General features: G+C 36.9%; 17 protein-coding genes. 2 read left to right on the top strand and 15 right to left on the bottom strand.

The window, feature by feature from the left end; genetic code table 11:
• Window positions 1–11 precede the first annotated feature (11 nt).
• Complete coding sequence (locus ACSVDH_RS26295; protein WP_439250408.1) at window positions 12–1049, top strand: LCP family protein; 1038 nt, start codon at window positions 12–14, stop codon at window positions 1047–1049.
• 206 nt (window positions 1050–1255) lie between these two features.
• Here ACSVDH_RS26295 and ACSVDH_RS26300 read toward each other — a convergent pair whose 3' ends face one another.
• Complete coding sequence (locus tag ACSVDH_RS26300) at window positions 1256–2341, bottom strand: glycosyltransferase family 4 protein (protein WP_299094709.1); 1086 nt, start codon at window positions 2339–2341, stop codon at window positions 1256–1258.
• A 164-nt stretch (window positions 2342–2505) separates the two neighbouring features.
• On the bottom strand, window positions 2506–3630 hold the full coding sequence (locus ACSVDH_RS26305) for a glycosyltransferase family 4 protein (protein ID WP_439250409.1): 1125 nt from the start codon (window positions 3628–3630) through the stop codon (window positions 2506–2508).
• A gap of 98 nt (window positions 3631–3728) precedes the next feature.
• On the opposite strand from ACSVDH_RS26305, the gene ACSVDH_RS26310 reads away from it, so the two are divergent.
• Window positions 3729–4973, top strand: a complete 1245-nt coding sequence (locus ACSVDH_RS26310) for a glycosyltransferase family 4 protein (RefSeq protein ID WP_439250410.1) — start codon at window positions 3729–3731, stop codon at window positions 4971–4973.
• Between the two features lie 216 nt (window positions 4974–5189).
• On the opposite strand, the gene wecB is transcribed toward ACSVDH_RS26310, so the two are convergent.
• From wecB to ACSVDH_RS26375, 13 genes are all read right to left on the bottom strand, one after another.
• The gene (gene wecB / locus ACSVDH_RS26315) at window positions 5190–6335 is read right to left on the bottom strand and encodes a non-hydrolyzing UDP-N-acetylglucosamine 2-epimerase (protein ID WP_439250411.1); all 1146 of its coding nucleotides are present in this window, start codon (window positions 6333–6335) and stop codon (window positions 5190–5192) included.
• Between the two features lie 125 nt (window positions 6336–6460).
• The gene (locus tag ACSVDH_RS26320) at window positions 6461–7675 is read right to left on the bottom strand and encodes a glycosyltransferase (RefSeq protein ID WP_439250413.1); all 1215 of its coding nucleotides are present in this window, start codon (window positions 7673–7675) and stop codon (window positions 6461–6463) included.
• Window positions 7672–8409 carry an ABC transporter ATP-binding protein gene (locus tag ACSVDH_RS26325; RefSeq protein WP_046589245.1) on the bottom strand — a complete coding sequence of 246 codons (738 nt, stop codon included), beginning with the start codon at window positions 8407–8409 and terminating at the stop codon, window positions 7672–7674. Before ACSVDH_RS26325 ends, ACSVDH_RS26320 begins: the two co-directional genes overlap by 4 nt.
• A complete protein-coding gene (locus ACSVDH_RS26330; protein WP_046589248.1) occupies window positions 8410–9189 on the bottom strand; it encodes an ABC transporter permease in 780 nt (259 codons plus the stop codon).
• A 222-nt stretch (window positions 9190–9411) separates the two neighbouring features.
• Entirely contained in the window at window positions 9412–10665 is a 1254-nt protein-coding gene (locus ACSVDH_RS26335; RefSeq protein ID WP_299094693.1) for a nucleotide sugar dehydrogenase, read from the bottom strand.
• 235 nt (window positions 10666–10900) lie between these two features.
• Complete coding sequence (locus ACSVDH_RS26340; protein ID WP_439250414.1) at window positions 10901–12508, bottom strand: glycosyltransferase family 4 protein; 1608 nt, start codon at window positions 12506–12508, stop codon at window positions 10901–10903.
• 47 nt (window positions 12509–12555) lie between these two features.
• Complete coding sequence (locus tag ACSVDH_RS26345; RefSeq protein WP_299093779.1) at window positions 12556–12876, bottom strand: hypothetical protein; 321 nt, start codon at window positions 12874–12876, stop codon at window positions 12556–12558.
• 74 nt (window positions 12877–12950) lie between these two features.
• A complete protein-coding gene (locus ACSVDH_RS26350; protein WP_439250415.1) occupies window positions 12951–15155 on the bottom strand; it encodes a glycosyltransferase family 2 protein in 2205 nt (734 codons plus the stop codon).
• Window positions 15155–16162: a class I SAM-dependent methyltransferase gene (locus ACSVDH_RS26355; protein WP_439250417.1), complete on the bottom strand. Its 1008-nt coding sequence runs from the start codon at window positions 16160–16162 to the stop codon at window positions 15155–15157. The genes ACSVDH_RS26350 and ACSVDH_RS26355 overlap by 1 nt, the downstream gene beginning before the upstream one ends.
• Window positions 16163–16426: 264 nt before the next feature.
• On the bottom strand, window positions 16427–17740 hold the full coding sequence (locus tag ACSVDH_RS26360; protein ID WP_439250419.1) for a UDP-glucose dehydrogenase family protein: 1314 nt from the start codon (window positions 17738–17740) through the stop codon (window positions 16427–16429).
• Window positions 17741–17760: 20 nt separating this feature from the next.
• On the bottom strand, window positions 17761–18657 hold the full coding sequence (galU, locus tag ACSVDH_RS26365; RefSeq protein WP_439250421.1) for a UTP--glucose-1-phosphate uridylyltransferase GalU: 897 nt from the start codon (window positions 18655–18657) through the stop codon (window positions 17761–17763).
• Between the two features lie 253 nt (window positions 18658–18910).
• Complete coding sequence (locus ACSVDH_RS26370; protein WP_439250423.1) at window positions 18911–20713, bottom strand: cell wall-binding repeat-containing protein; 1803 nt, start codon at window positions 20711–20713, stop codon at window positions 18911–18913.
• A 183-nt stretch (window positions 20714–20896) separates the two neighbouring features.
• The gene (locus ACSVDH_RS26375; RefSeq protein WP_439250425.1) at window positions 20897–21667 is read right to left on the bottom strand and encodes an SGNH/GDSL hydrolase family protein; all 771 of its coding nucleotides are present in this window, start codon (window positions 21665–21667) and stop codon (window positions 20897–20899) included.
• Window positions 21668–22035: the final 368 nt, after the last annotated feature.

Genomic DNA, 22035 nt, shown 5'->3' on the forward strand with positions numbered 1-22035 from the left:
AAATTTATTTTATGAATAGAAAACAGATGAAAAAAATAAAGAAGAAAAGGAAACGTCCGATTTTAAGAAGACTGTTATTTCTAGCTTTGCTGCTCTTGATCTGTGTAGGAGGATATTTAGGGTATGTTTTTTACCAAACGTTCGAAGCGGCAAATGAATCCTATGACGATCTTGGACGTGAAAAATCCAAATTACGTGATCAGGCCGTCAGCATTTCAAATGACCCGGTATCTATTCTGCTTATGGGTGTAGAAAATTATTCAAGCGGTGGAAATGGCGGTCGTTCAGACACGTTAATGGTTGCTACCTTTAACCCTGAGGATCAAACGATGAAGCTCTTAAGTATTCCACGTGATACACGAGTAGATATCCCTGGTGAGGGAAGGGATAAAATCAACCATTCTTTCTCAAAGGGCGGAAAAGAGCTAACCATTGAAACCATTGAAGACTTTTTAAATATTCCAATTGATTACTATGCCACTGTAAACTTCGAAGGCTTTAAAAATATTGTTGATATTGTCGGCGGGATCACAGTTAATGTTCCATTTGATTTTACGCAAAATAGTGATGATCCAAAAGCTGAAAAGCTCGAGTTTACTGAAGGACCGATGGAGTTAGACGGACGACACGCCCTTGCCTATGCAAGGATGCGTTACCAAGATCCAATGGGCGATATCGGCCGTAATGAGCGTCAGCAAGAGGTGGTAAAAGCCGTTATTGATGAAATTGCTTCAGCTGGAACCCTTTTTAAAGTAGATCAAATAACAGATGAAGTTGGTAATAATGTCGAAACAAATATGAAGGTATCTGAACTACTTGGCTTTTATCAAAAATACTCTGGCTTTAACACAAATAAAATTGAAACCATAAAGCTTGATGGTGCAGGGGAAGAGATTGACGGCATTTCCTATTGGATCCCTGAAGATGAAAGTGTCGAAGAAGTTCAAACAGAATTGCAAAACCATTTGGAAATCCAGCTTTCTAGTAACACTTTTGAGAAAGAAGATGAGTTTGATTCAGCAGCAGCATCAGAAGAAGAAAGCAATTAATACGAAGACAGGGACGCCTATCGAAGGCGTCCCTATTTGTTTAAGAGATATGAAAGTATAAATTTTGTACTTAGTTTTGGTGTCTAGCTCCAGCGCCTAGCCCCTCTAGGGTCTAGCCACAAATGAATTGAAGACAAAGAACGTCTTCTATTCATTTGCGTCTTATTTGCCCTAGGCTGAGCAAGGCGCTTGCGCATTTCTTATGCTTAATTGTTTTTTTGCGGTTTTTTTACAGCTGTTAATCGTTTAAAGGTATTAATTAGTGGCTTGCGATTTTTACCAATCAGTCCAACTATTTCTGCGATAAACTGAATCGCAATTAGGAGGATGACCATAATGAGCAGCGAAATCCAAAGAGTTGCATTTGAGAAAATGATCGCTGAAAAGCCAAAGCATGCACTAAAGAAATAAATGACTAATACGGCAGATCGATGACTGAAGCCGAGATCCACCAAACAATAATGCAAATGCATTTTATCTGGTGCAGAGATGCTTTTCTTATTTAGGACTCGTCTTATAATCGCAAAGAATGTATCAAAAATAGGTACAGCTAAAACGATAATCGGGATAATAAAGCTGAATAATGTGATGTTTTTAAATAAGCCCAGCATAGAAATGATCGAGATACAGTATCCTAAAAATAATGCACCGGTATCCCCCATGAAGATCTTCGCTGGATAAAAATTATGAATCAAAAATCCTAATGTGCTTCCAATCAAGATAAAGCAAAGGGCGACAACTAGAAATTGATAATCAGCAAAAGCCATGATCAGGATGCTGGTCATTGCAATCGTCGATACACCTGCCGCTAACCCATCGAGACCATCTATTAAATTAATCGCATTTGTAACGGCCACAATCCAAAGCACAGTCACAGGGAAGCTTATATATTCATTCAGTTCTACCATTCCAAAAAATGGAATCGTAAATTTATCAATTAAGAGCCCTGAGGATGCTACAACAATGGCAGCAACTAGTTGCCCTAAAAACTTATATTTCGCTTTTAAAGTGAATTTATCATCCAGTATTCCGACAACCAATATAATAAATGCACCAAGAATAATCTCATTCATATAAATGGATTGTGGTTGCAAATAAAGAAAACCAGCAACTACTCCGCAAAAAATAGCAAGTCCGCCAAGTCGCGGCATAAGATCTTTATGAATTTTACGAGCATTTGGTTGATCAGTTGCGCCGATTTTTACTGCCAGCCTTTTTATCAATGGTGTAACAAGTACAGCCACAGCAAATGCAAGAATAAAGGCTATAATGTAGTCAATATAAGAATGCATATCATATCCACCCACTCGTGTGAGAAATTAACATCTCCTCAATCATAGCAAAAATTTATAAACTTTCAATTGTTATTTTTTTAATGTTTTATTACATTTCTTAAGTATTATCATTAACAGTCAGGTTAAAACCTATTTCATTGACATTGTAATTGAAACATTTACTATTTTTTTAAGATGCTGCTGTAAAATGTTAACAGTTTTTTCTCCTCAGAATTCCAATTATATGTTTTATTAAAGGCTACTCTACCATTATTTCCCATTTTTTTCGTCATCTGTTGATCCTCTAAAAGCGTAATGATTGCTCTTGAGATTGATTGTGGGTTCTCCGGATCGACTAATAGCCCGCTATTAGCAGATTCAACCACTTTCCTATAATGCGGGAAATCTGACGCAATAACGGCAACACCAGCAGCCATGTATTCGAAAAGCTTGTTCGGCAAACAAACCAGATGATTAGGTACAGGCAAATAAGGAATGATCCCGATCGAAGCGTTTGCTAGATATGCCTCTATTTGCTCATAGGGTACTTTGCCTTTAAATTCGATTTTTTCCTCTAATCCTTCAGACTTCACTTTATCATGAATAAACTGTTCGAAGGAACGTGATTCAAAACTGCCAACGAACAGAAGCTTTGCTTCCGGCTTGCTTTTAGCTACCTGAGTGAAGCCATCTATTAACTCATTTATCCCTCTAATCGGAGTTATACCACCTAAATATAAAAGATAATCATTCTTTTTAGGTTTACTTTCCGTAGAAGCAAACATTTCAGCTAAAGGATAATTTTCAATCTTGCATGAATGGTAAGAAAGATAACGTTCGCCTACCTCATCTGTCGTATAAATAACACCGCTTAAAAATGGTATACATAGTTTTTCAATTAATTCGTAAGCAATACGAATAGGCTTTTTAAGCCATGGTTTTAAATATTTTTTGCTCATGATCGCATTTGGATAATGCTCATGCACATCAAAAATAACCGGTTTTTTTGTTAATAGCCTTAAAAGTACACCGACTGGCAAAAGCTCTGGATCATGAAAGTGATACAAATCAGCTTCTGTTTTTCTCGCAAGCTTTAAGACAGAAAATGATCGAAAAAATCGTTTCCATTCCTTTTTTGGCTTTTCGATTGGAATGAGCTCGATCGGATCGTTTTCGTTTATTTTTTCCGGTTTAGGCGCCACAAGTGTCACATGATAACCGGCTCTTGCTAATGATTTGCATTGTTTATGGTAAATACGTCCATCGTACGCATGATGAACTGTCGTTAATACACAGATTTTTTTCATTCTATCAGTTCCTTTTAGCAATCAAAGTTGTAACTTTTCCATTTATACTTTACACTATTATATTGACAATTTCTAATTTTTTATCGGAAGGAATTCATATGAAAATCGTCTATATTACACAGCATTTTCCGCCGGAAATTGGCGCAGCACAAGGCCGGGCCTATGATATGAGCAAAAATCTATCTTTCTTGGGCCATGATTTACTCGTGCTGACGACTTTTCCAAACTCGAGTAATACAAATAAGCTTTTTAAAAAAGAAACAATAAATGGTCTAGAGGTATACCGTTCCTTTAGAATCAAAGATACGAAAACAAGCTCTATAAGACGACTTGCAAATTACCTATCATTTATGATTTCTAGTATTTTTAGCGGATTGCTGGCGAAAAAGCCTGATATTATTTATGCTACCTCTCCACAGCTTTTTCAGGGAGTAACAGGCTATATTTTAAGTCGCATCCATCGTGCTAAATTTGTTTTTGAAGTACGTGATCTCTGGGTAGACTTTGCTGAGCTGCTCGGACAATTCAATAATAAAAAACTGCTTAATCTTGCAAGAAAGCTTGAAAAATTCCTTTACAGAAAAGCAGATTTAATTGTAGTCGTCACCAATGGATATAAAACAAGGCTAATCGAGCAAGGGATACCTGAACATAAAATGATCGTGATCCCAAATGGTGTGGATCCTTCTGCCATTAAGCCATATAAAAAAGATCATACAATAAAAAAAGAATTTGGCCTAGAGGATAAGTTTCTAGTCCTTTATACAGGCAATATCGGAGCTGCTCAGGGCCTTCATACCGTTTTATCTGCTGCAGAACAACTAAAAGATGATCCAACTGTGTTTTTCTTATTTATCGGCGAAGGGGTAGAGAAAGAAGTCCTAAAGCAACAGGCAGCATTATCACAATTAACGAATGTTCTTTTTCTCGATAGCAAAAAAAAGGACGAGCTTACCGCATTTTATCATGCTGCAGACATCGGTATTGTCAGCTTAAAAAAGCATCCATTATTTGAAATTACCATTCCTTCAAAAGTGTTTGATTATATGGCTGTCTCCCTTCCTGTCTTAATCGGTGTAGATGGGGAAGCAAGGGAAATCGTTGAAAAAAACCAAGCCGGTTACTTTTTTGAACCGGAAAATCCAGCCGACTTTCTGCGGGTATTAAAATATGCTCAAAGCCAGCAGGAGAAGCTGAAGCAGCTTAGACCTGAACTTCCGAATAAACTGCTTACATCCTTTAACCGAAAAAAACTGGCAGAGGAGCTTTCTGAAGCCCTAAACAATTTGACGGATGCACCTAAGCAGACGTTACATAAAAAGACGACCAAATCTAATGAGTAGTTGGTCGTCTTTTTTATCGTTTAGGAAATTATAAATTTCATTGAACTGTGGATAAGCACTGCGACATCCAGCTCCAGCGCCTATCGCCTATCAAACTTCAGATCACCTCCCTACGATAAGTCAACATCGGTTCGCTTCGCTTACCGTGTTTCCTTTATCTCAGTCGATGCTCCTCCAGTTTGTACGGCGATGACCAAGGCGCTTGCGCTTTTGTTCCTAGGACTGAAATGGTTCCGGCTTATCTCTTCGTTTGCCAAAGTGATAAAGAATCGCTTCCACAATTCGTCTGGAGGCTTGGCCGTCACCATATGGATTTGACGCTTTTGACATGCTTTCATATGTTTCTTTGTTGTTTAACAGCTCATAGGCCAGGTTATAAATGGTTTCCTCATCTGTTCCTGCCAGTTTTAATGTCCCTGCTTCAATTCCTTCAGGACGCTCTGTTGTATCCCTTAGAACAAGAACTGGTACACCTAGAGATGGTGCCTCTTCTTGCACACCGCCGGAATCAGTTAAGATAATGTGGGCTCTTGAAGCAAAGTTATGGAAATCATAGACACCTAATGGTTCGATCAAATGGATTCTTGGGTCATTTCCTAAGATTTCATCTGCTACCTCCCGTACAGCTGGATTCAAGTGTACTGGGTAGACAACTTGAACATCATCATGTTCATTAATAAGGCGTTTAATCGCACGGAACATGTTTCTCATTGGATCTCCCAAGTTCTCCCTGCGATGGGCCGTTAATAAGATCATTCTGTCAGAACCGACCTTATCAAGAATTTCATGAGAGTATGTATCTTTAACAGTTGTTTTAAGCGCATCAATCGCTGTATTACCTGTCACATAAATCGATTCACTTTTTTTATTTTCTGTTAACAGATTTTGCTCTGCTGCATTTGTTGGAGAAAAGTGAAGGTCTGCTATAACCCCTGTAATTTGGCGATTGATCTCCTCTGGAAATGGAGAATATTTATTCCAAGTACGTAAGCCTGCTTCCACATGGCCCACTGCAATTTGATTGTAAAAGGCAGCCAAGCTCGCGACAAACGTTGTTGTCGTGTCTCCATGGACAAGAACGAGATCAGGATTTACCGTCTTCATGACATCATCTAAGCCTTCTAATGCTTTTACTGTCACTCCTGTCAGTGTTTGACGATCCTTCATGATGTTCAAATCATGATCAGGTGTTACGTCGAATAATTCTAGGACTTGATCAAGCATTTGGCGATGCTGAGCTGTTACCGTTACAATTGAATCAATTTCGTCTGGATACTTTTCAAGCTCTAACACAAGCGGTGCCATTTTAATGGCTTCTGGCCTTGTTCCAAAAATTGTCATCACTTTTATTTTGCGATCCATATTAATGTCTCCTTTAATGCGTTCTATAAACTAAATTAGCATATTCTACATCATTCTACAAATTTCACTTTTGTTACAAAAAAGGTGGTGCCATTATTGAACACCACAACCATACATGTATATGCCTATATGCTTTTATATAACTCCACTAATTTTTTGCTTTCCTTTTCCCACGTTAACACCTTTTGTGCTTCCAAGCAGTTTTGTTTATAAAATGAATATTGGTTAACAATCTCTTTAATTCCATTAACAATGCCCTCTGTGGTTTCTTCTGCTAAAACACCTGTTTTATACTGATCAATGACGACAGCTTTCCCCGGATGATTCGAAGAGACACAAGGAATGCCTGCTTGGATATATTCAAATATCTTATTTGGTGTTGAGTAATAATTGTTTTTAGAAATCTTTTCATACATAACAAGTCCTATATGTGCTTGCTGGGTATAGTAGATTAATTCTTCTGATGGTACTTGATCATGGAAAAAAACCTTCTTTTTAAGGCCCAGGCTGTGAACAAGCTCAATTAGTTCATCTTTTAAGATCCCTGAACCTATTAACACTAATTTATAGTGATCAGGCAGCTGTTTCATCGAATGAATAATCAGCTCTAAGCCGCGATAAGGAGAGAAGCCCCCCTGATAGATTAAAATACGATCATCTGCTTGAAAAGGAAATGTCCATGACTCAGGCACTTTCGAGGACACAAGCTGATTTTGATCAACAATCGGGATGTTTTGAATAAGAACACTTGGTTTTTCCCCATTACGCTCAAATAAATAATCCCTTAAATAAGCGTTCACTGTTACTAAATAATCAAGCTTACGAAACAGCTTCTTTTCCATGCGATAGCCAACAAACCGATCCAGCTGATTCCGTCCGGCCATTTCATTAAAGATTTCATGAGAATCATAGATCAGCTTTGCCGAAAAGTCTTTGGCAAGCATGGTGCCCTGCCATAGTGTGTTTAAATCATGGCAATGGATCACATCAATATCCATCTTCTGTACAGATTGCTTTACCTTTTTATAAAACTCATAATAGGCCAGATAATCCTTTACAATCTTTATAACAGGCCTCCGCGCTGCCCAAACCAGCATGCTTTTAAAGCCAGATTTTCTCTGGCTCTTTCCTTTATGCTGTGAGATTTGTGCCTTCATGTTTTTCACTGTAATTTGGATATGTACGAGCTTAATGTTTTCATGTAAAAAAGGAGCAGGCTCATTGTATTCCTTCACACAAGCGAGATGGATGACATGGCCTGCCTCAGCTAATGCAAGAGCCTCCCTTTTGACCCTTGCATCATAATGAATATCTTTATACAAAAGCATTAAGATATTCATTTCGCAACACTGCTCTTCATAAATTGATCATATTCCGTTACGATCGGTCCTGTTTCCCCGACCGCTTTTTGTTCACCTAAGTGAATCCATACAACTCGATCACAAATGGATCTTACAAGATTTGATGAATGGGTGACGAGAATCACTGTACGGTCTTGTTTGATTTTCTCCATAATAGCTTGTCTGCATTTTTGTTGGAAAGCGGTGTCCCCTACTCCTAATACTTCATCAATAAGGAGGATTTCCGGGTCTAATGAAATCGCTGTGGCAAAAGCTAATCTTGATTTCATCCCAGCTGAATAAGTTCTAACCGGCTTATAAATAAAATCGCCAAGCTCAGAGAATTCAATGATTTCATCAATCTTTTCATCGATCGTTTTCTTGTTATGACCAAGAAGCAGCCCGTTCAGGTAAATATTTTCAATTCCTGGCAATTCAGGCTGAAACCCGGCACCTAATGATAGTAAAACAGGATGCTCTTCTTCATGGATAAGAAATTCGCCTTTATCAGGTGAGATCAACCCGCTTAACAGTTTAAGCAGCGTGCTTTTTCCGGATCCATTTCGCCCAATGATTCCAAGAACTTCGCCTTTTTTAACCTCAAAGTTCAAACCCTTTAATGCCCAAAAACGATCATCTTTTTTATGAAGATTTATTAACTTTTTTAAAGGTTTTTCCGTAAACTCCGGATACGAAACCCAAAGATCTTTTACTTCAATTATATTTTGAGTCAATTAAATCACCTTGGCATATTCTTTTTCATTTTTATTTAACAAGCGTAATCCCAAATATAAAATAAACACGGAAACAATTGTTAAGATAAATAACGGTAAAAACTCCGGCGGTCTTCCGTAAATCAGCACATCACGATAAGATTCTAAAAAGGTCGTAAACGGATTTAAATATAGGACCGGCACCAGGCTTTTAGGTACATCACTCATTTCAAATAAGACAGGTGATAAGTACAAAAGCACCCTGGAAATATACTGCATCATATTTTTAATATCCCTTAAAAATACCCCCAGATGCGCAAGGAATATCATGACTCCCAACAAACAGAAGGCATTTACAATAAAAATCAACGGGAAGTAAAGGACATTCCATGTGTAATCAATTCCATAAATCGCAAGGAAAATAAACAACACGACCACACTAATTAAATATTTAATACAGTTCACTAATAGACGGACAATGAGGAAAATGATCTTGGGGACATAAACCTGCTGCAAGATATTTCCCTTTGATGATATCGCATTTGTTCCTTCAACAAGACAAGCCGTTACAAATTTCAATGGAATTAATCCAGTAAATATAATGATCGGATAATCCGGACTGCCTTTTTTAAGTATGACAACAACTAATAAGTAAAAAACCGCCATATAGAAAATTGGGTCTAATATCCACCATAAAAAACCAAAATAGGTTCTTGAAGTATTAGCTTTAAAGTCAGAAGTGGTCAAGTGATAGATTAAATCCTTGTTGGCTTTAATGGCTTTGATTGTATCAATAAACATACACGTTCTCCTAACCTACAAAATGTTGCATCCTTATAATAATAAACTTAGTTCAGACTGCTTTCAAGTTTTTACTTAATGACTATCCAACAATGGATTTATTCTGTTCACAATATGTTTAAACTTCCCTATTTAATTGGCTTTCAAGAGCCCAAAAAGAGAAAGACGACCATAAAAGATTATGGTCGCAAAGGATCATTTCATGATTTCTATCTTAATAAATCAAATATATTGATAAAGATTACCGAAATTAATGTAATCAACGTCTTCAGGATAATTCTTCACAATATTTTTCGTATCAAAAATTTGTTTTTTGGCCATACCGCTTAAATCGTCTTTTTCAATTGATTTAAATTCACTATGGTCCGTTAACACTAACACTAAGCTTGAATCTTTTACAGCTGCTTTAATATCTTGTTCAACCCAATCTTTTTTAACATGCGGGTCATAGGCAATCACTTCTGCACCTGCAGCCTTTAAGTGACCATAAATATCCATTGCCGGGCTCTCACGAACATCGTCCACATTTCCTTTATACGTAAGACCAAAGACCGTGATTTTTTTACCCTCAAAACCATTGAGGATTTTCGCTGCATGCTCCACAACAAATGAAGGCATTGATACGTTAATATCTCTCGCCTGGTAGATTAATTTCGCTTGTTCAGGTGCTTCCGCCACAATAAAATATGGATCAACAGCTAAACAGTGTCCGCCAACTCCAGGACCTGGATGATGCAGGTTTACACGCGGATGCTTATTGGCCATTTCAATAACATCTAATGCATTAATCTCAAGCTTTGTACAAATTTTAACAAGTTCATTTGCTAATGAAATATTAACATCGCGATACGTGTTTTCCATCAGCTTTGACATTTCCGCTGTTTTTGCATCAGTTAAAATCAATTCACCTTGCACGAATGTACGATAAACATCTGCACCTGCTTTTTTACAAGCCTCGGTTACACCGCCAATAATGCGGTTATTATAAATCAGTTCATGCATGATTTGACCAGGAAGTACGCGCTCTGGGCAGTGTACAAGGAATAAGTCTTCCCCAATTGTATAACCTGCTTTTTCTAATAGCGGTTTTACATGATCATCTGTTGTACGAGGTGCAATTGTTGATTCAACAATCACCGTATTATTCTTTTCGAGATAAGGAATAATCGTTTCAACAGCACTTAATACATATTTTAAATCAACTGATTTATATTGATCATCTTTATTTGGCGTTGGTACAGCGATAATAAAAGTGTCTGCTTTTTCTGGTTTAGTAGAAGCCTTGAATTTTCCGGATTCCATCACATTTTCTAATGCTTCCTGCAAGCCAGGCTCTTCTATATGAATTTTCCCTTGATTTAATGAGTCAACAACATCTTGTTGAATATCTACTCCAAGCACGTCTACTCCATGCTTAGCAAACATAATCGAAGTCGGAAGGCCAATATAACCAAGACCAATTGTGACTAACTTCATAGTTCATTTCCTCCAGTATATACCAATATGTTAATTTTCAATTTCTCTTACCACATTACAACTTACTATCTACCATGTCAATTATCTGAACAAGTTAGAAAAGCGCAAGCGCCTTGATCAGCCAAGGGCAAGTACTAGACCCTAGAAAGGCTAGGCGCTGGAGCTAGAAACAAAAAACAGGTTAAAATTGGATACTTTCTTACCTTACATGACAGAGCACAAGCTGAACATGTGCCTAAGCCATGATTTCATTTAATTCAGACTGAACCATTTTATTCTTTCCGCACTGATTACGTACCCTGCTTGCGGAATTTGCTGATTTTTCCAGAAAGATTTCAGGGTTGTGATATAAATCCTCAATGGCATCTGCTAAACCGAGATAATCTTCCTTCGGGGCTAAATAGCCGCATGTATCATCGATAAATTCCGGAATGGCGTATACACTGCTTGTTACTGGAACTAGTCCGCTTGACATTGCCTCCCCTAAGGATACCCCTTGAGAATCCATTCTGGAAGGACACAAAAAGACTCCATGCTTTTTATGCTGTTCAGCTATTTCCTCTTGAGATAAAAAGTAATTATGAAGATGTACGTTTGGAATATTGCGTATCGGTGCCACGACTTCATCGAATAATGGACCTTGGCCGTATATATTAAATTCGAGTTCATTAAAAAACGGCTTATCCTTTAATGTCAGTATTGCTTTAACCGTCAAATCATTTGCATATGTTCGTGAAGCAAATGGCCGAATCGTCAATATTTTTTTTCTCTGTTCCTTAGACTTCTCTACATAATTAAATAATTCATCATCAATCATATTGTGGATAATACTATAATTCTTCACAATACTATTTGTGTCTTTTTCAGCAACATTTTCTTTATACCAATTAGAAACAAAAATAAACTTTATTTGATCATCCTTTGTATTATAGATGTCATGCATAAAATCTAATTGCTGCTGATTTCTTTCTGCATATGCCAAACTTTCACGCAGACTTTTTGTGTCATTGTAAAAATTAAACCAGCGTCGATACCATTTAGTAGTTTCAAAGCCGTGTACCCATACGAGTTTAGGGGTATTTCGGGCTTTTGATTTACGAACAGACCTATACATTCTTTCATTAATGAAATGGAATAATAGTTTTTTATAAGGCTTGCTATCCAATAAACCCGTCAGCACATCTTCTCCGCCTATAAACACCGGTATACCCTCATATTCATAATGAGCCACACTGGTAGGTGAAGTATTAAGTCTATAGATTGCAACATTAATGCCTTGTGCTTTATAGCCTAAGACCCGTTTATGAATAAACATGTTTTGATAATACGTATTTTTTTCCGGATAAACATTGGTGATGATTAAATGGTCAACCTCTGGATAACGAGAATATAGTTCTTTTTTGCTTTCTTCGTTCGTCATATTATAAGCGGAAACAGTAAATTCGGATATCTTCGCTTCTCCAGTTCCTGTTAACCGAATCCCTAAAGAATAACTTACAACAGATTCAGGGAAACTAAGATTCATCTCGCATCCTAATGGGTTATATTGAACATAAATTTTTTGCTTTTTCCGGTCATAACCGATGATCACTTGTTGGATTTGTAAGCCATTATCGATTTCACCATCAATTTTGGCCACGTATGTGAATTTTGAATTCAACTTTGTGTTCACAGCTTTATTCTGATCATAATAAATAATAAGTGGCCGTGCATCCTTGTTTACCTGTTGAACCTTAATGGTTAAATCATCAGCATTCTCTATTGAAACTTTGTATGTTGAATCTGTATATTTTGGCCACTTATCTACATAATGGTTCACTTCGACTGGATCACTTTTCAACATACGTTCCCCTCCTGTCATAACGATACAAAACATGTGATTTCATAAACTTACCTAATTCTCTTTCTAAGTTCCCAATATTTCATTTGCAATTTTCCCAATTTCGAATTTTGCAGTTTGGATAATCGTTTTTGCAGATCATTAATTGTTTGTTCTTGCTGTCTTATTTTTTCCTGTAAAGAAGCTGATACTTTTCCATCACTGACTGCAGCTTTATCCCGTGCTTCAACTTCATTAAGAATGGAAGATATAATTTGTTTAAATTCAGTTTCCATCTCTTTTTTATCTTCAATAAGACGATCAACAAGCTTATTCAGTCTTTCATATTCGTCTTTATCCACACTTACCTTTTGATCAATTGTTGTATCCATTTAAATCTGCTCCTTTCACAATACCTTACAGTATAGAGAAAACGATTATTCCTTCTCTTTCCACAGTAAATGGATTAGCCCGGGAATTTTTTCAGCACCATCTTTTCAAAAACCTTTGCAGCTTCTTTCGCATCATTTAGAGGAGACAGATATGTGATATTCTCACTTTGGCTTAGGATGCTTCCTTCTTCATAAACTCCCCAAATATCTGTTCCGCTTCCTTTATAATCACTTAGTTTTGAAGGCAAATATGGATTAATTGGTTTGTTGTCTTTCGTAGTTGAATCATTAACAACTAAGCAATCAAATTTCGTACATAAATTTAAGAATGGATAGAAATCAACAAATCCATTAACGATAATTGAGTCTTCTAGCGGATCATTTTTTAGTTGTTCTTCTAACTCTCCCGGTTTTGAGGTAAAGACATGAATGAGAACCCGGTCCTTAACCTCACTTGTTGCTTCTTTTAATCCATCAAATAAATCATTGAGATTTCTTTTACTGTAGAAATTTCCAAAATATGCGACATTTACATGCTCATTAGATAACAATGGGTACTCAAACTCTTCCATATGATAATACTTTTCTGGAAGTGTTGGATGTGGCTCAATAATCGCTTTTTGTTGAATAAGCGGCTTAACTTCTTTAATTGGAAACATGTCCATCATATATTGAAACTGATTCTTATTTGTAAAAATCAATTCGTCAGCAAAAATATAAGGCAAATATTCACACCAGAGAAACAGACTATTATCGTTTGGAGATGGGTATCCTGCCTTTTTTACAGCTGCTTCAAGTTTTTTCACATAAGCCGGTTCTGTGATATCGACAACTCGTTTTTTCGCTTCAATATCATAAATTAATGGATCTGAAAACTCCGCAATCCATTTCGTTTGAGGATATTTCATTTTATACTCATAAGCTAAAAAGTGAGAGGCTGCCCACATAGCACGGCTGAAAACCTGCTTATGCACTCCATTTTTTTCAACTAATTCTTCTGCACCTTCCATACCCAAATCGACAAATTTTCTGATATGTGCCCAATGAGAAAAGCTTGAAGGTGAATTGATCGGCAAGCGAACGTTAATTAAGTCATCAACCATCTGGTTTAAAGACACATTTTTGTTTCGCACTTTATCCATCATATTATAAATAACATCCGATACCTTTCCTGATTCCCTCATGCGCTTTGCCATAACATTTCCTGCTGTGTCATTATATGGCGGAAAACAATAAGATACAACTAATTGTTCTACCCTATCATGGTTTAATAAATTATACGGAAAATAAATGAATTTTTTGTTTGTAATAGCATTAATAATTCGGTCATATTCATCTTTATGTTCTTCGTAATAGTTTTGAATAAAGGAACTTTGAGCATTTATTTTACGCTGTATAAATTTTCGTTTTATAGGTGATATATAATCTAGTGAAAGTAATTCATTCAGTTTTGCAATACATTCCAGCCGTTGACTTACGTTAAAATCAAACGTCATGGCTTGTCTTGAGATTGAATTTTCTCTTAAGGTTCGGTAGTATACAACTTTTTTGGTCACAGGAGCCACTACATACTGCAGATCATTTTTTACAGTTAGCTCTGTGAAAAAGACGACATCTTCGCCGCTCTGAAGACTTTCGTCATATTTGTATTTTTGTACATATAAAGTTGGGATTAACTTGCAGGCATTAAGTGTCAACACCGTATAAAGCTTATCATATGGACTATGTTTGCTAATAACGGACTTTAAGATTTGCCTATTAATTGGATTCGAGGCCTGGACTTTCCCATCTTCCTCAACATTAAAAATTTGTGAGATAACGACTGTGTTTTGGTCTGCTAAGTTATACATTTCTTCCAAAAAGTTACTTGAAACGTAGTCATCATCATCAATAAACGTACAAAATTGGCGGCTCGCCATCATAATTCCCTTATTACGTGCAATAGACGCACCGGCTTCTTCGAGGATAACCACCTTAATATTTTCCAATTGCCGTTCAGCAATAAACTGATTAATTAAATCCTCTGTACGGTCTTTTTCTCCATTAATAATGACAATCACTTCAAATAATGATGCATCTAAAGTCTGATTTGCTAACGATTCCAAACATTTTATAATAACATTTTCACCTTTATAGGTTGGCAAAATGATACTGATCCCTTTTTCATATAGAGGATTTTCTTTCTTACGAACACCCTCTTCTATCGATTCGTATCCCAATTTTTGAGCACGAATTTGTCTTACCTTTTCTAAACGCTTAACTATTTCTTGTTTCAGCATTATTTTTTACCTCTTCCAGCAATTTTTTTCTTTAACTCCCAGTATTTTATTTGAATCCGTCCAAAACGTGATCTTCTTAACACTTTGTAGCGATGTTCAAGTAAATTGATTTGTTTACTCATATCTTCAATTTTATTTGACTTTATTAGAGCATCCTTTAATGCATCTTCTTCTTTATTTAATAATTCGACTGTTTCAATCTGCAGTTGACGTATGAGCTCTTCCTTTTCTTGGCGATCTTCTATTAAGGATTCATGTAATATTTTTAATTTTTCAAGCTCTTCTTTTTCTTTTAATAATTCCTGGCGCTCATTTTTATACTTATTTAGTTCATTCATGTAGTTTTCAATTCGATCAAGATATTCTCTTTCCACTTCATAGAACGCATTTTCTAGTTTTTGAACTGCTTGAGCAGTATATAACGGTGCACCTTCCTCTGATGAAGCTTTGCATATAACCCCGGTCCACTTTCCAAGATATGTAAAAGACTCGATAGAAAAATGTCCTTTTAATTGCTCCGCTAACAACGAATAAAAATAGGTTCTTTTATGATCAATAAAATCATTAATTCCAAACGGTACTGTTACAATTAATTTCCCGCCAGGCTTAATATGTTTACTAACCTTTTCTAAAAACGAATCAGGATCGCTTATATGCTCAATAACCTCTGTTAAGAGAACCGTATCATAATCTAAATCAATTTCATGATCAGTCATAAAATTGCTAACCCGGAAGGTAACAGACTGTTGAACCGATGGATGTTCTTTTTTAAGTTCTTCTTTTGCATAATCGATTGCATCGCTCGAAATATCGATTCCATCAACCTTTTTGCCTTCACGTCCCAATAAAATTGCGTTGATTCCCTGAGAACATCCAATATCTAAAATCTTGTTTCCTTCTACATGAGTAACAATCCAATTGATTCTTTCTCTCGTTTTTTTACTAAAATCAGCCCCTAAAACTCCATAGTAAGCTTCATTTACACGATCTATAATAAGATTTCCCAAGATAACTCCTCCAATTTATTGTACAAAAATCTTTATGTATAGACTTTGCAATAATTTATATTGTAATTCCCCTTTTAGACTCCATTTATTATATCGAAAATTGTCTAATTTCAACAACCATAAAAATGCAGGATAGAAAAAAGCTAGCATCGTTTAAAACGACCACTAGCTTTTCCATCCTATTTCCCGCTCTTCCATTTATAAAAATCAGTATTCCTTGTGCAATAGCAGCAGCCGCTTGGTCTTGGTAGATCTCAGTTCCATCTACATTTGTTGCAGAATGGCCTTTCGCCCGATAGAAACGTACACAATTTCATGTCTTTTCATCTCTGCAAGCGAATAACAATTTCTTCCGTCAAATACTCTTGGATTTTTCATTAGTTTTTTGTAGTTTGCAACAGGGTATTCTTTTATCTCCACCCATTCAGTACCAATAAAGGTTAGCTCTGCGCCACGTATTGCCTCATCAATCGATGTGCAGTAAATCACATGATCTCCTAGCATTTTTTTCGCATTGTCGGTGGCGATGGGATCATAGACAGACACGATTGATCCGTTTTCTAACAATTTTTTTGCCAGCACTAATGATGCTGATTCTCTAACATCATCTGTGTTCGGTTTAAAGGACAGGCCTAATAAGGCGACTTTCTTCCTATATAAATCTCCGGCAATATCCGTTGCTTTTTGCAGTAATAAAAGAGGCTGGTGATTGTTTACTTTTATAACGGATTCAAGCAGTTCAAAGTCATGCTTTACATTTCCGGCAAGCTGCACCAATGCTTTTGTGTCCTTTGGAAAGCATGACCCGCCATAGCCGATTCCAGCTTGAAGGAATTTATCCCCGATTCTGCTATCAAGGCCGATACCCCTCGCAACATCCTCAATATTCGCTCCAAGCTTTTCGCAAATATTCGCAATCTCATTAATAAAACTAATTTTCGTTGCGAGGAATGCATTTGATGCATATTTAATCATTTCCGAGCTTTTAATATCCGTTCTTACGATTGGAATGTTTAAAGGTTTATACATCGTTTCAATGACATCACCGGCATGCTGGCAGGCTGATCCAATCACAATGCGATCACCTTTAAATGTATCCTGAATTGCAGAACCCTCCCTCAAGAACTCAGGATTGGAAACGACTTTAACTTGAAGATGGGGTGCTTTATATTGATTTAGCAGCTCTTTCACCCGATGATTTGTCCCCACTGGAACCGTGCTTTTAATGGTTACAATCACATGATCCGTCATATGCTCGGCTATATCCTTTGCTGCAGCTTCTACATATGATAAATTTGCTGAACCATCTCTATTTTCAGGTGTGCCAACGGCTATGATAATGACTTCCCTTTCGGAATAAGCCTCTTTTGGAGAGGTTGTAAAATAGAGACTCCGTCTTTTAGCATTTTTTTCGAGCAGCTCCTCAAGACCCGGTTCATAGATTGGTGACTTCCCCTGTTTCAACAACCTGATTTTTTCTTCATTTATATCAATACATATCACTTCATGCCCGATTTCAGCTAAACAAACGCCCGTTACCAACCCGACATAGCCTGTACCTGCTACCGTTACCTTCAAGGTATTTGCCCCCTTGTATTTTAACGATTCAAATATTCCTCTTGATTCATGATTTTACTTAAATAGTCCAGCAAGTCATTTTTCAATTCATCTCTTTCCAATGCAAAGTCAATCGTCGCTTTAATGAAACCAAGCTTGTCTCCAACATCATATCTCTTCCCATGGAAATGATAGGCCAGGATGCTTTGTCTTTTTAATAATGCTTTCAATGCATCTGTTAATTGAATTTCGCCGCCGGCACCTGGGGCTTGATGTTCCAAAATATCTAAAATTTCAGGAGTTAGAATATACCTTCCCATGATGGCGCTATTTGATGGAGCTTTATCAATACTTGGTTTTTCAACCAAATCTACGATGCGGTATATTTTTTCTTGCAACTGCTCTTCCTCATAGCTGACGATACCGTATTTCGATACATCCGCTTGATCGACCTTTTGAACCCCTACAACCGCTTGGTCATATTGGTGAAAAACATCGATTAGCTGCTTTAAGCAAGGGACTGAACCGTTTGTTTGAACAATGTCATCTCCAAGCATAACAGCGAAAGGCTCATTGCCGATGAATCGTCTCGCACAAAAGATAGCATGTCCAAGGCCTTTTGGCTCTTTTTGGCGTATATAATGAATATTAGCAAGCTCTGATATGCGTTGTACATCCTCGAGAATATCCCATTTCTCTTTGCTTGCTAATGTTTCTTCAAGTTCATATGATTTATCAAAATGATCCTCAATTGCCCGCTTGCCGCGACCACTTACAATTAAGATGTCTTCAATGCCAGAAGCTACAGCTTCCTCAATAATATATTGAATGGTCGGCTTATCAACAATTGGCAGCATCTCCTTAGGCTGTGCTTTCGTTGCAGGTAAAAATCTTGTCCCCAGTCCTGCTGCAGGAATAATCGCTTTTTTAATTTGCATAGATACTCCTCCTTAAAGTGTTGATTTCGTTTGTATGCCATTTGTGATGCAGAGTCTAGTGATTGTTCGTATCATGAGCAGGAGTACAAACTCATTCTCTCCTTACCTACATATATTCATTTTATTGTATTTTATCAATAGAAAAGTTAAGGATTCGTTAATTTTCTATAAAGAATTATTTTCTAATCTTCCCCAAAAAAACATGAGGCTAAATCAAAAGACTTACCTTTTGAAACAGCCTCATTTTGGGAGTTTAATGTATTAAGCTTTGGAAGGAAGGGGTTAGTGTTTCCGAAATGGCACCATTTCCTCCTAGTATATAAAAATACTCCAGTCCATTAATATTCTCAGAAACAACAGATGGGATGCTATTTTTATCAACAAGTAATAATGGTGCATTAAACTTTGCCGCTAAAACAGAGCCTGTAAGAGCATCTGCAAAGTTAAAACCATACGTAAAGAAAATCTTGCTTTGGTCAAGAGATAAGCCGTTTAAAATTTCAACCGCTGTGGCAAAGCGGTCAGCGCCTCTTAACCTTGTGGAATTTTCTAACTGTTTCTCAATTTCTGGACTAACCACACCTGTTCCACCTACGATAATTGTTTCTTCAACACTCGAAAGGATTTGGCTGACATTAGTCGTAACCTTCTCCTTCTCTGTTAACAAAATCGGATAGCCTTGTCGAGCTGCATAAGGAGCAATTGCTAACGCATCAGGGTAATTTCTCCCATATGCTAGGATTGCTTTTTCAAAATTGCCGCCAAGCTTTTGGGCAATTTTAACAGAGGTTTCAAACCGGTTGATACCTGAGATCCTTTCGACAGGTAGTTTTAGTTCTGTTTCGATTGTTTTCTTGACAGTGTCGCTAATCGCACCAACCCCGCCAAGGATAATCACATTTTTTGCCTTAAGGCGCTTGATTTCTTCCTTTGTAGCAGGTGTCAGCTTATTATTATGCGTTAAAAGGATCGGTGCATCATATTTATAAGCTAACGGACCGCCTGCAAGAGCATCAGGGAACATATCACCTCTAGCTAAAATGACTGTGTTCGCTTGATCCCAACCAGCCTTGGAGATTTGAACCGCCGTTTTATAACGGTCAATTCCAGAAATTCGTGAACCAATGCGATTTATATATTTAGAAGTGACAAAGCCTTGCTGGGTCCCGATTTTTGCAGGAACCCAAGCAAAGCGATTCATACGGTCGCTTACCGCATCATAGGCAAGTTGGCCTTGCACACTCATCACTGTATTCTTACTAATCGTTCTTATAACCGAACTTGTGGTTGAAGGTTTTTCTCGTAAATTTGTATTGAGAGTCGCTTCAATATATTCATTTTTTTGGAGATGGAATTCTTTAGAGTCTGTTAACGAATCGTCTAGATTGTAATGCTTTGTTTTGAATTGAATATTCTCCTTAGACTCGCAAGTATATTGGAAGTCTTCTGCTTTAAATGGCAGCTGGTCAACCTTTGTTGTTACCTCATAATCGCTTTCTAAGTTTGCATAAACTCGTTCCTGATATGCTTTTGTATTTCTCGTAATCTCAGAATTCGTACATTTTTGAAAAGGACTGTTTACCGGCTTTGTTCCATTATAAGCCATGATCGCAAAGTACCAGCTTTCAAGCTTTTCCGGGGAATGATCATTGATTCTCGGTAAATCTGTTCTAGAATAAAAGTTTTCCGCTAATCGTTTCATCCCTTCTTCAATGTTGCCAATCGCGTTATATTTGATTTTCTCCTCAAGCGCAGGATCATAGGTAGTCAATTGCATAATGCCTATCCCACCGTCAGTAGTAACGATCGGCTCTCCATCGCTCTTGAATTGTTTCCAGGCTCCATTTTCCTCCGTGGCTACTGCCTTAGCGATTTCAGGCGGCACTCCATATTGTTGGGAAATGGTTGTGAGCAAACAATTCACCTGTTGAAATGAGGGATTTTTCCCCTTTTCCGGTGTGTAACCACAAAGACTTTCGGAAGCTGACGCTGGCTTCCCTTGAAAACTGATAACCGAAATTAATGTGACGATCACGATAAAGATTTTAAATTTCAACATGTAACCTCCCAGATTAATAGATTCCTACTATTACTATAGCAAAATTTAACAATAGGATTAAAGGCTTTGTTTGAAAATATTGGCGATTTTTGTTATTTTTTTCACCTGTCAAAATACCTAGATTGAATTTAGTTCCTTTTTGTATAAACAATAAGAAAAAGACGATGAATCAATCACCGTCTACTTCGCAATAAAATATTTAATTAAATAGTCCGCCCAAATTTTATTTCCTTTTTCGTTGGCTATATTATCTTCGGTTAAATATTCTTGCATTTTAGGATCCTCTAAATCAGGCCAATTCTCCCAATGATTTAAATAGATGATTTTGTTGTTTTCTGCATAATCCTGGAGTTGTGCTACCTCTTTCGGATAATACGATGCAGAGTATAATGGATTAGGAGGCTGCATCATCAAGGTTATATTTTTATTTGCCGCTTTCCATGAGGCAATCATCGTTTGAATATTTTCCAACGTATTACTGATTCCTACAACACCATTGTCCTTCAACATAGAAGGTTCAAACAACAAAATATCAGGTTGCAGCTCGTTTACTTGCTCAAATGAATCATCATTTACAAGATCACGTGTCGTTTTATCACCTGTCGAAAGGATCGTTACCGCAAATACGTTTTCTCCGTATACTGTTTTTAGCTCCTTGCTAAGTTGTTCAGACCATGCTTCTTTTTCACTGGATGTTCCAAAGATGACTAGATTTACCGGCTTTCCCATATTTGCTGCCTCTGCTATTTTCTTTTGCAAATGCTCGGGCAGATTTTTAGAATATGTATTTATATCATTACTCGTGATGGACTCTTCCTCGGTTACTACAACAGTATTGTTGCTTTTTTCTTTTTCTCCATGTGCAGAAATTTTATTTTTCCAATGGATATTGCCCAAAATAATCGCCGCCCCACAAACAACCAGTGTGACGATGACAAGAAGCTTTTTCACATTGATATCCCCCAATTATCGACATTTTTCTATATAAAATTATACATAAATTCTATGAATCTACAAACCATTTTAAAGAAAAGCAAGCGCCTTGATCAGCCTAGGGCAAATAAGTAATGCTAGGAAATCATTTGTAAATACACAGTTAACTCATGACCTACCATTTAAATGACTCCTTACAAAACCTATTTTTTCTCCAACTATTATTTCGGCATAAAAAAAGTAAATGTTAAGAGAAATAAGGAAAATGATTGATGGTGATGCTTATTAATTCGATTTTTTTGTCAAATTTCAACAAGAGGTGAAACCTTTATTATGGACTTGTCGTCATATTAATCAAGAATGATCCCACTTAGACGTCACAGCCT

Origin of the sequence: Metabacillus sp. Hm71, assembly GCF_051842955.2 — a bacterium.
Taxonomy (GTDB): domain Bacteria; phylum Bacillota; class Bacilli; order Bacillales; family Bacillaceae; genus Metabacillus.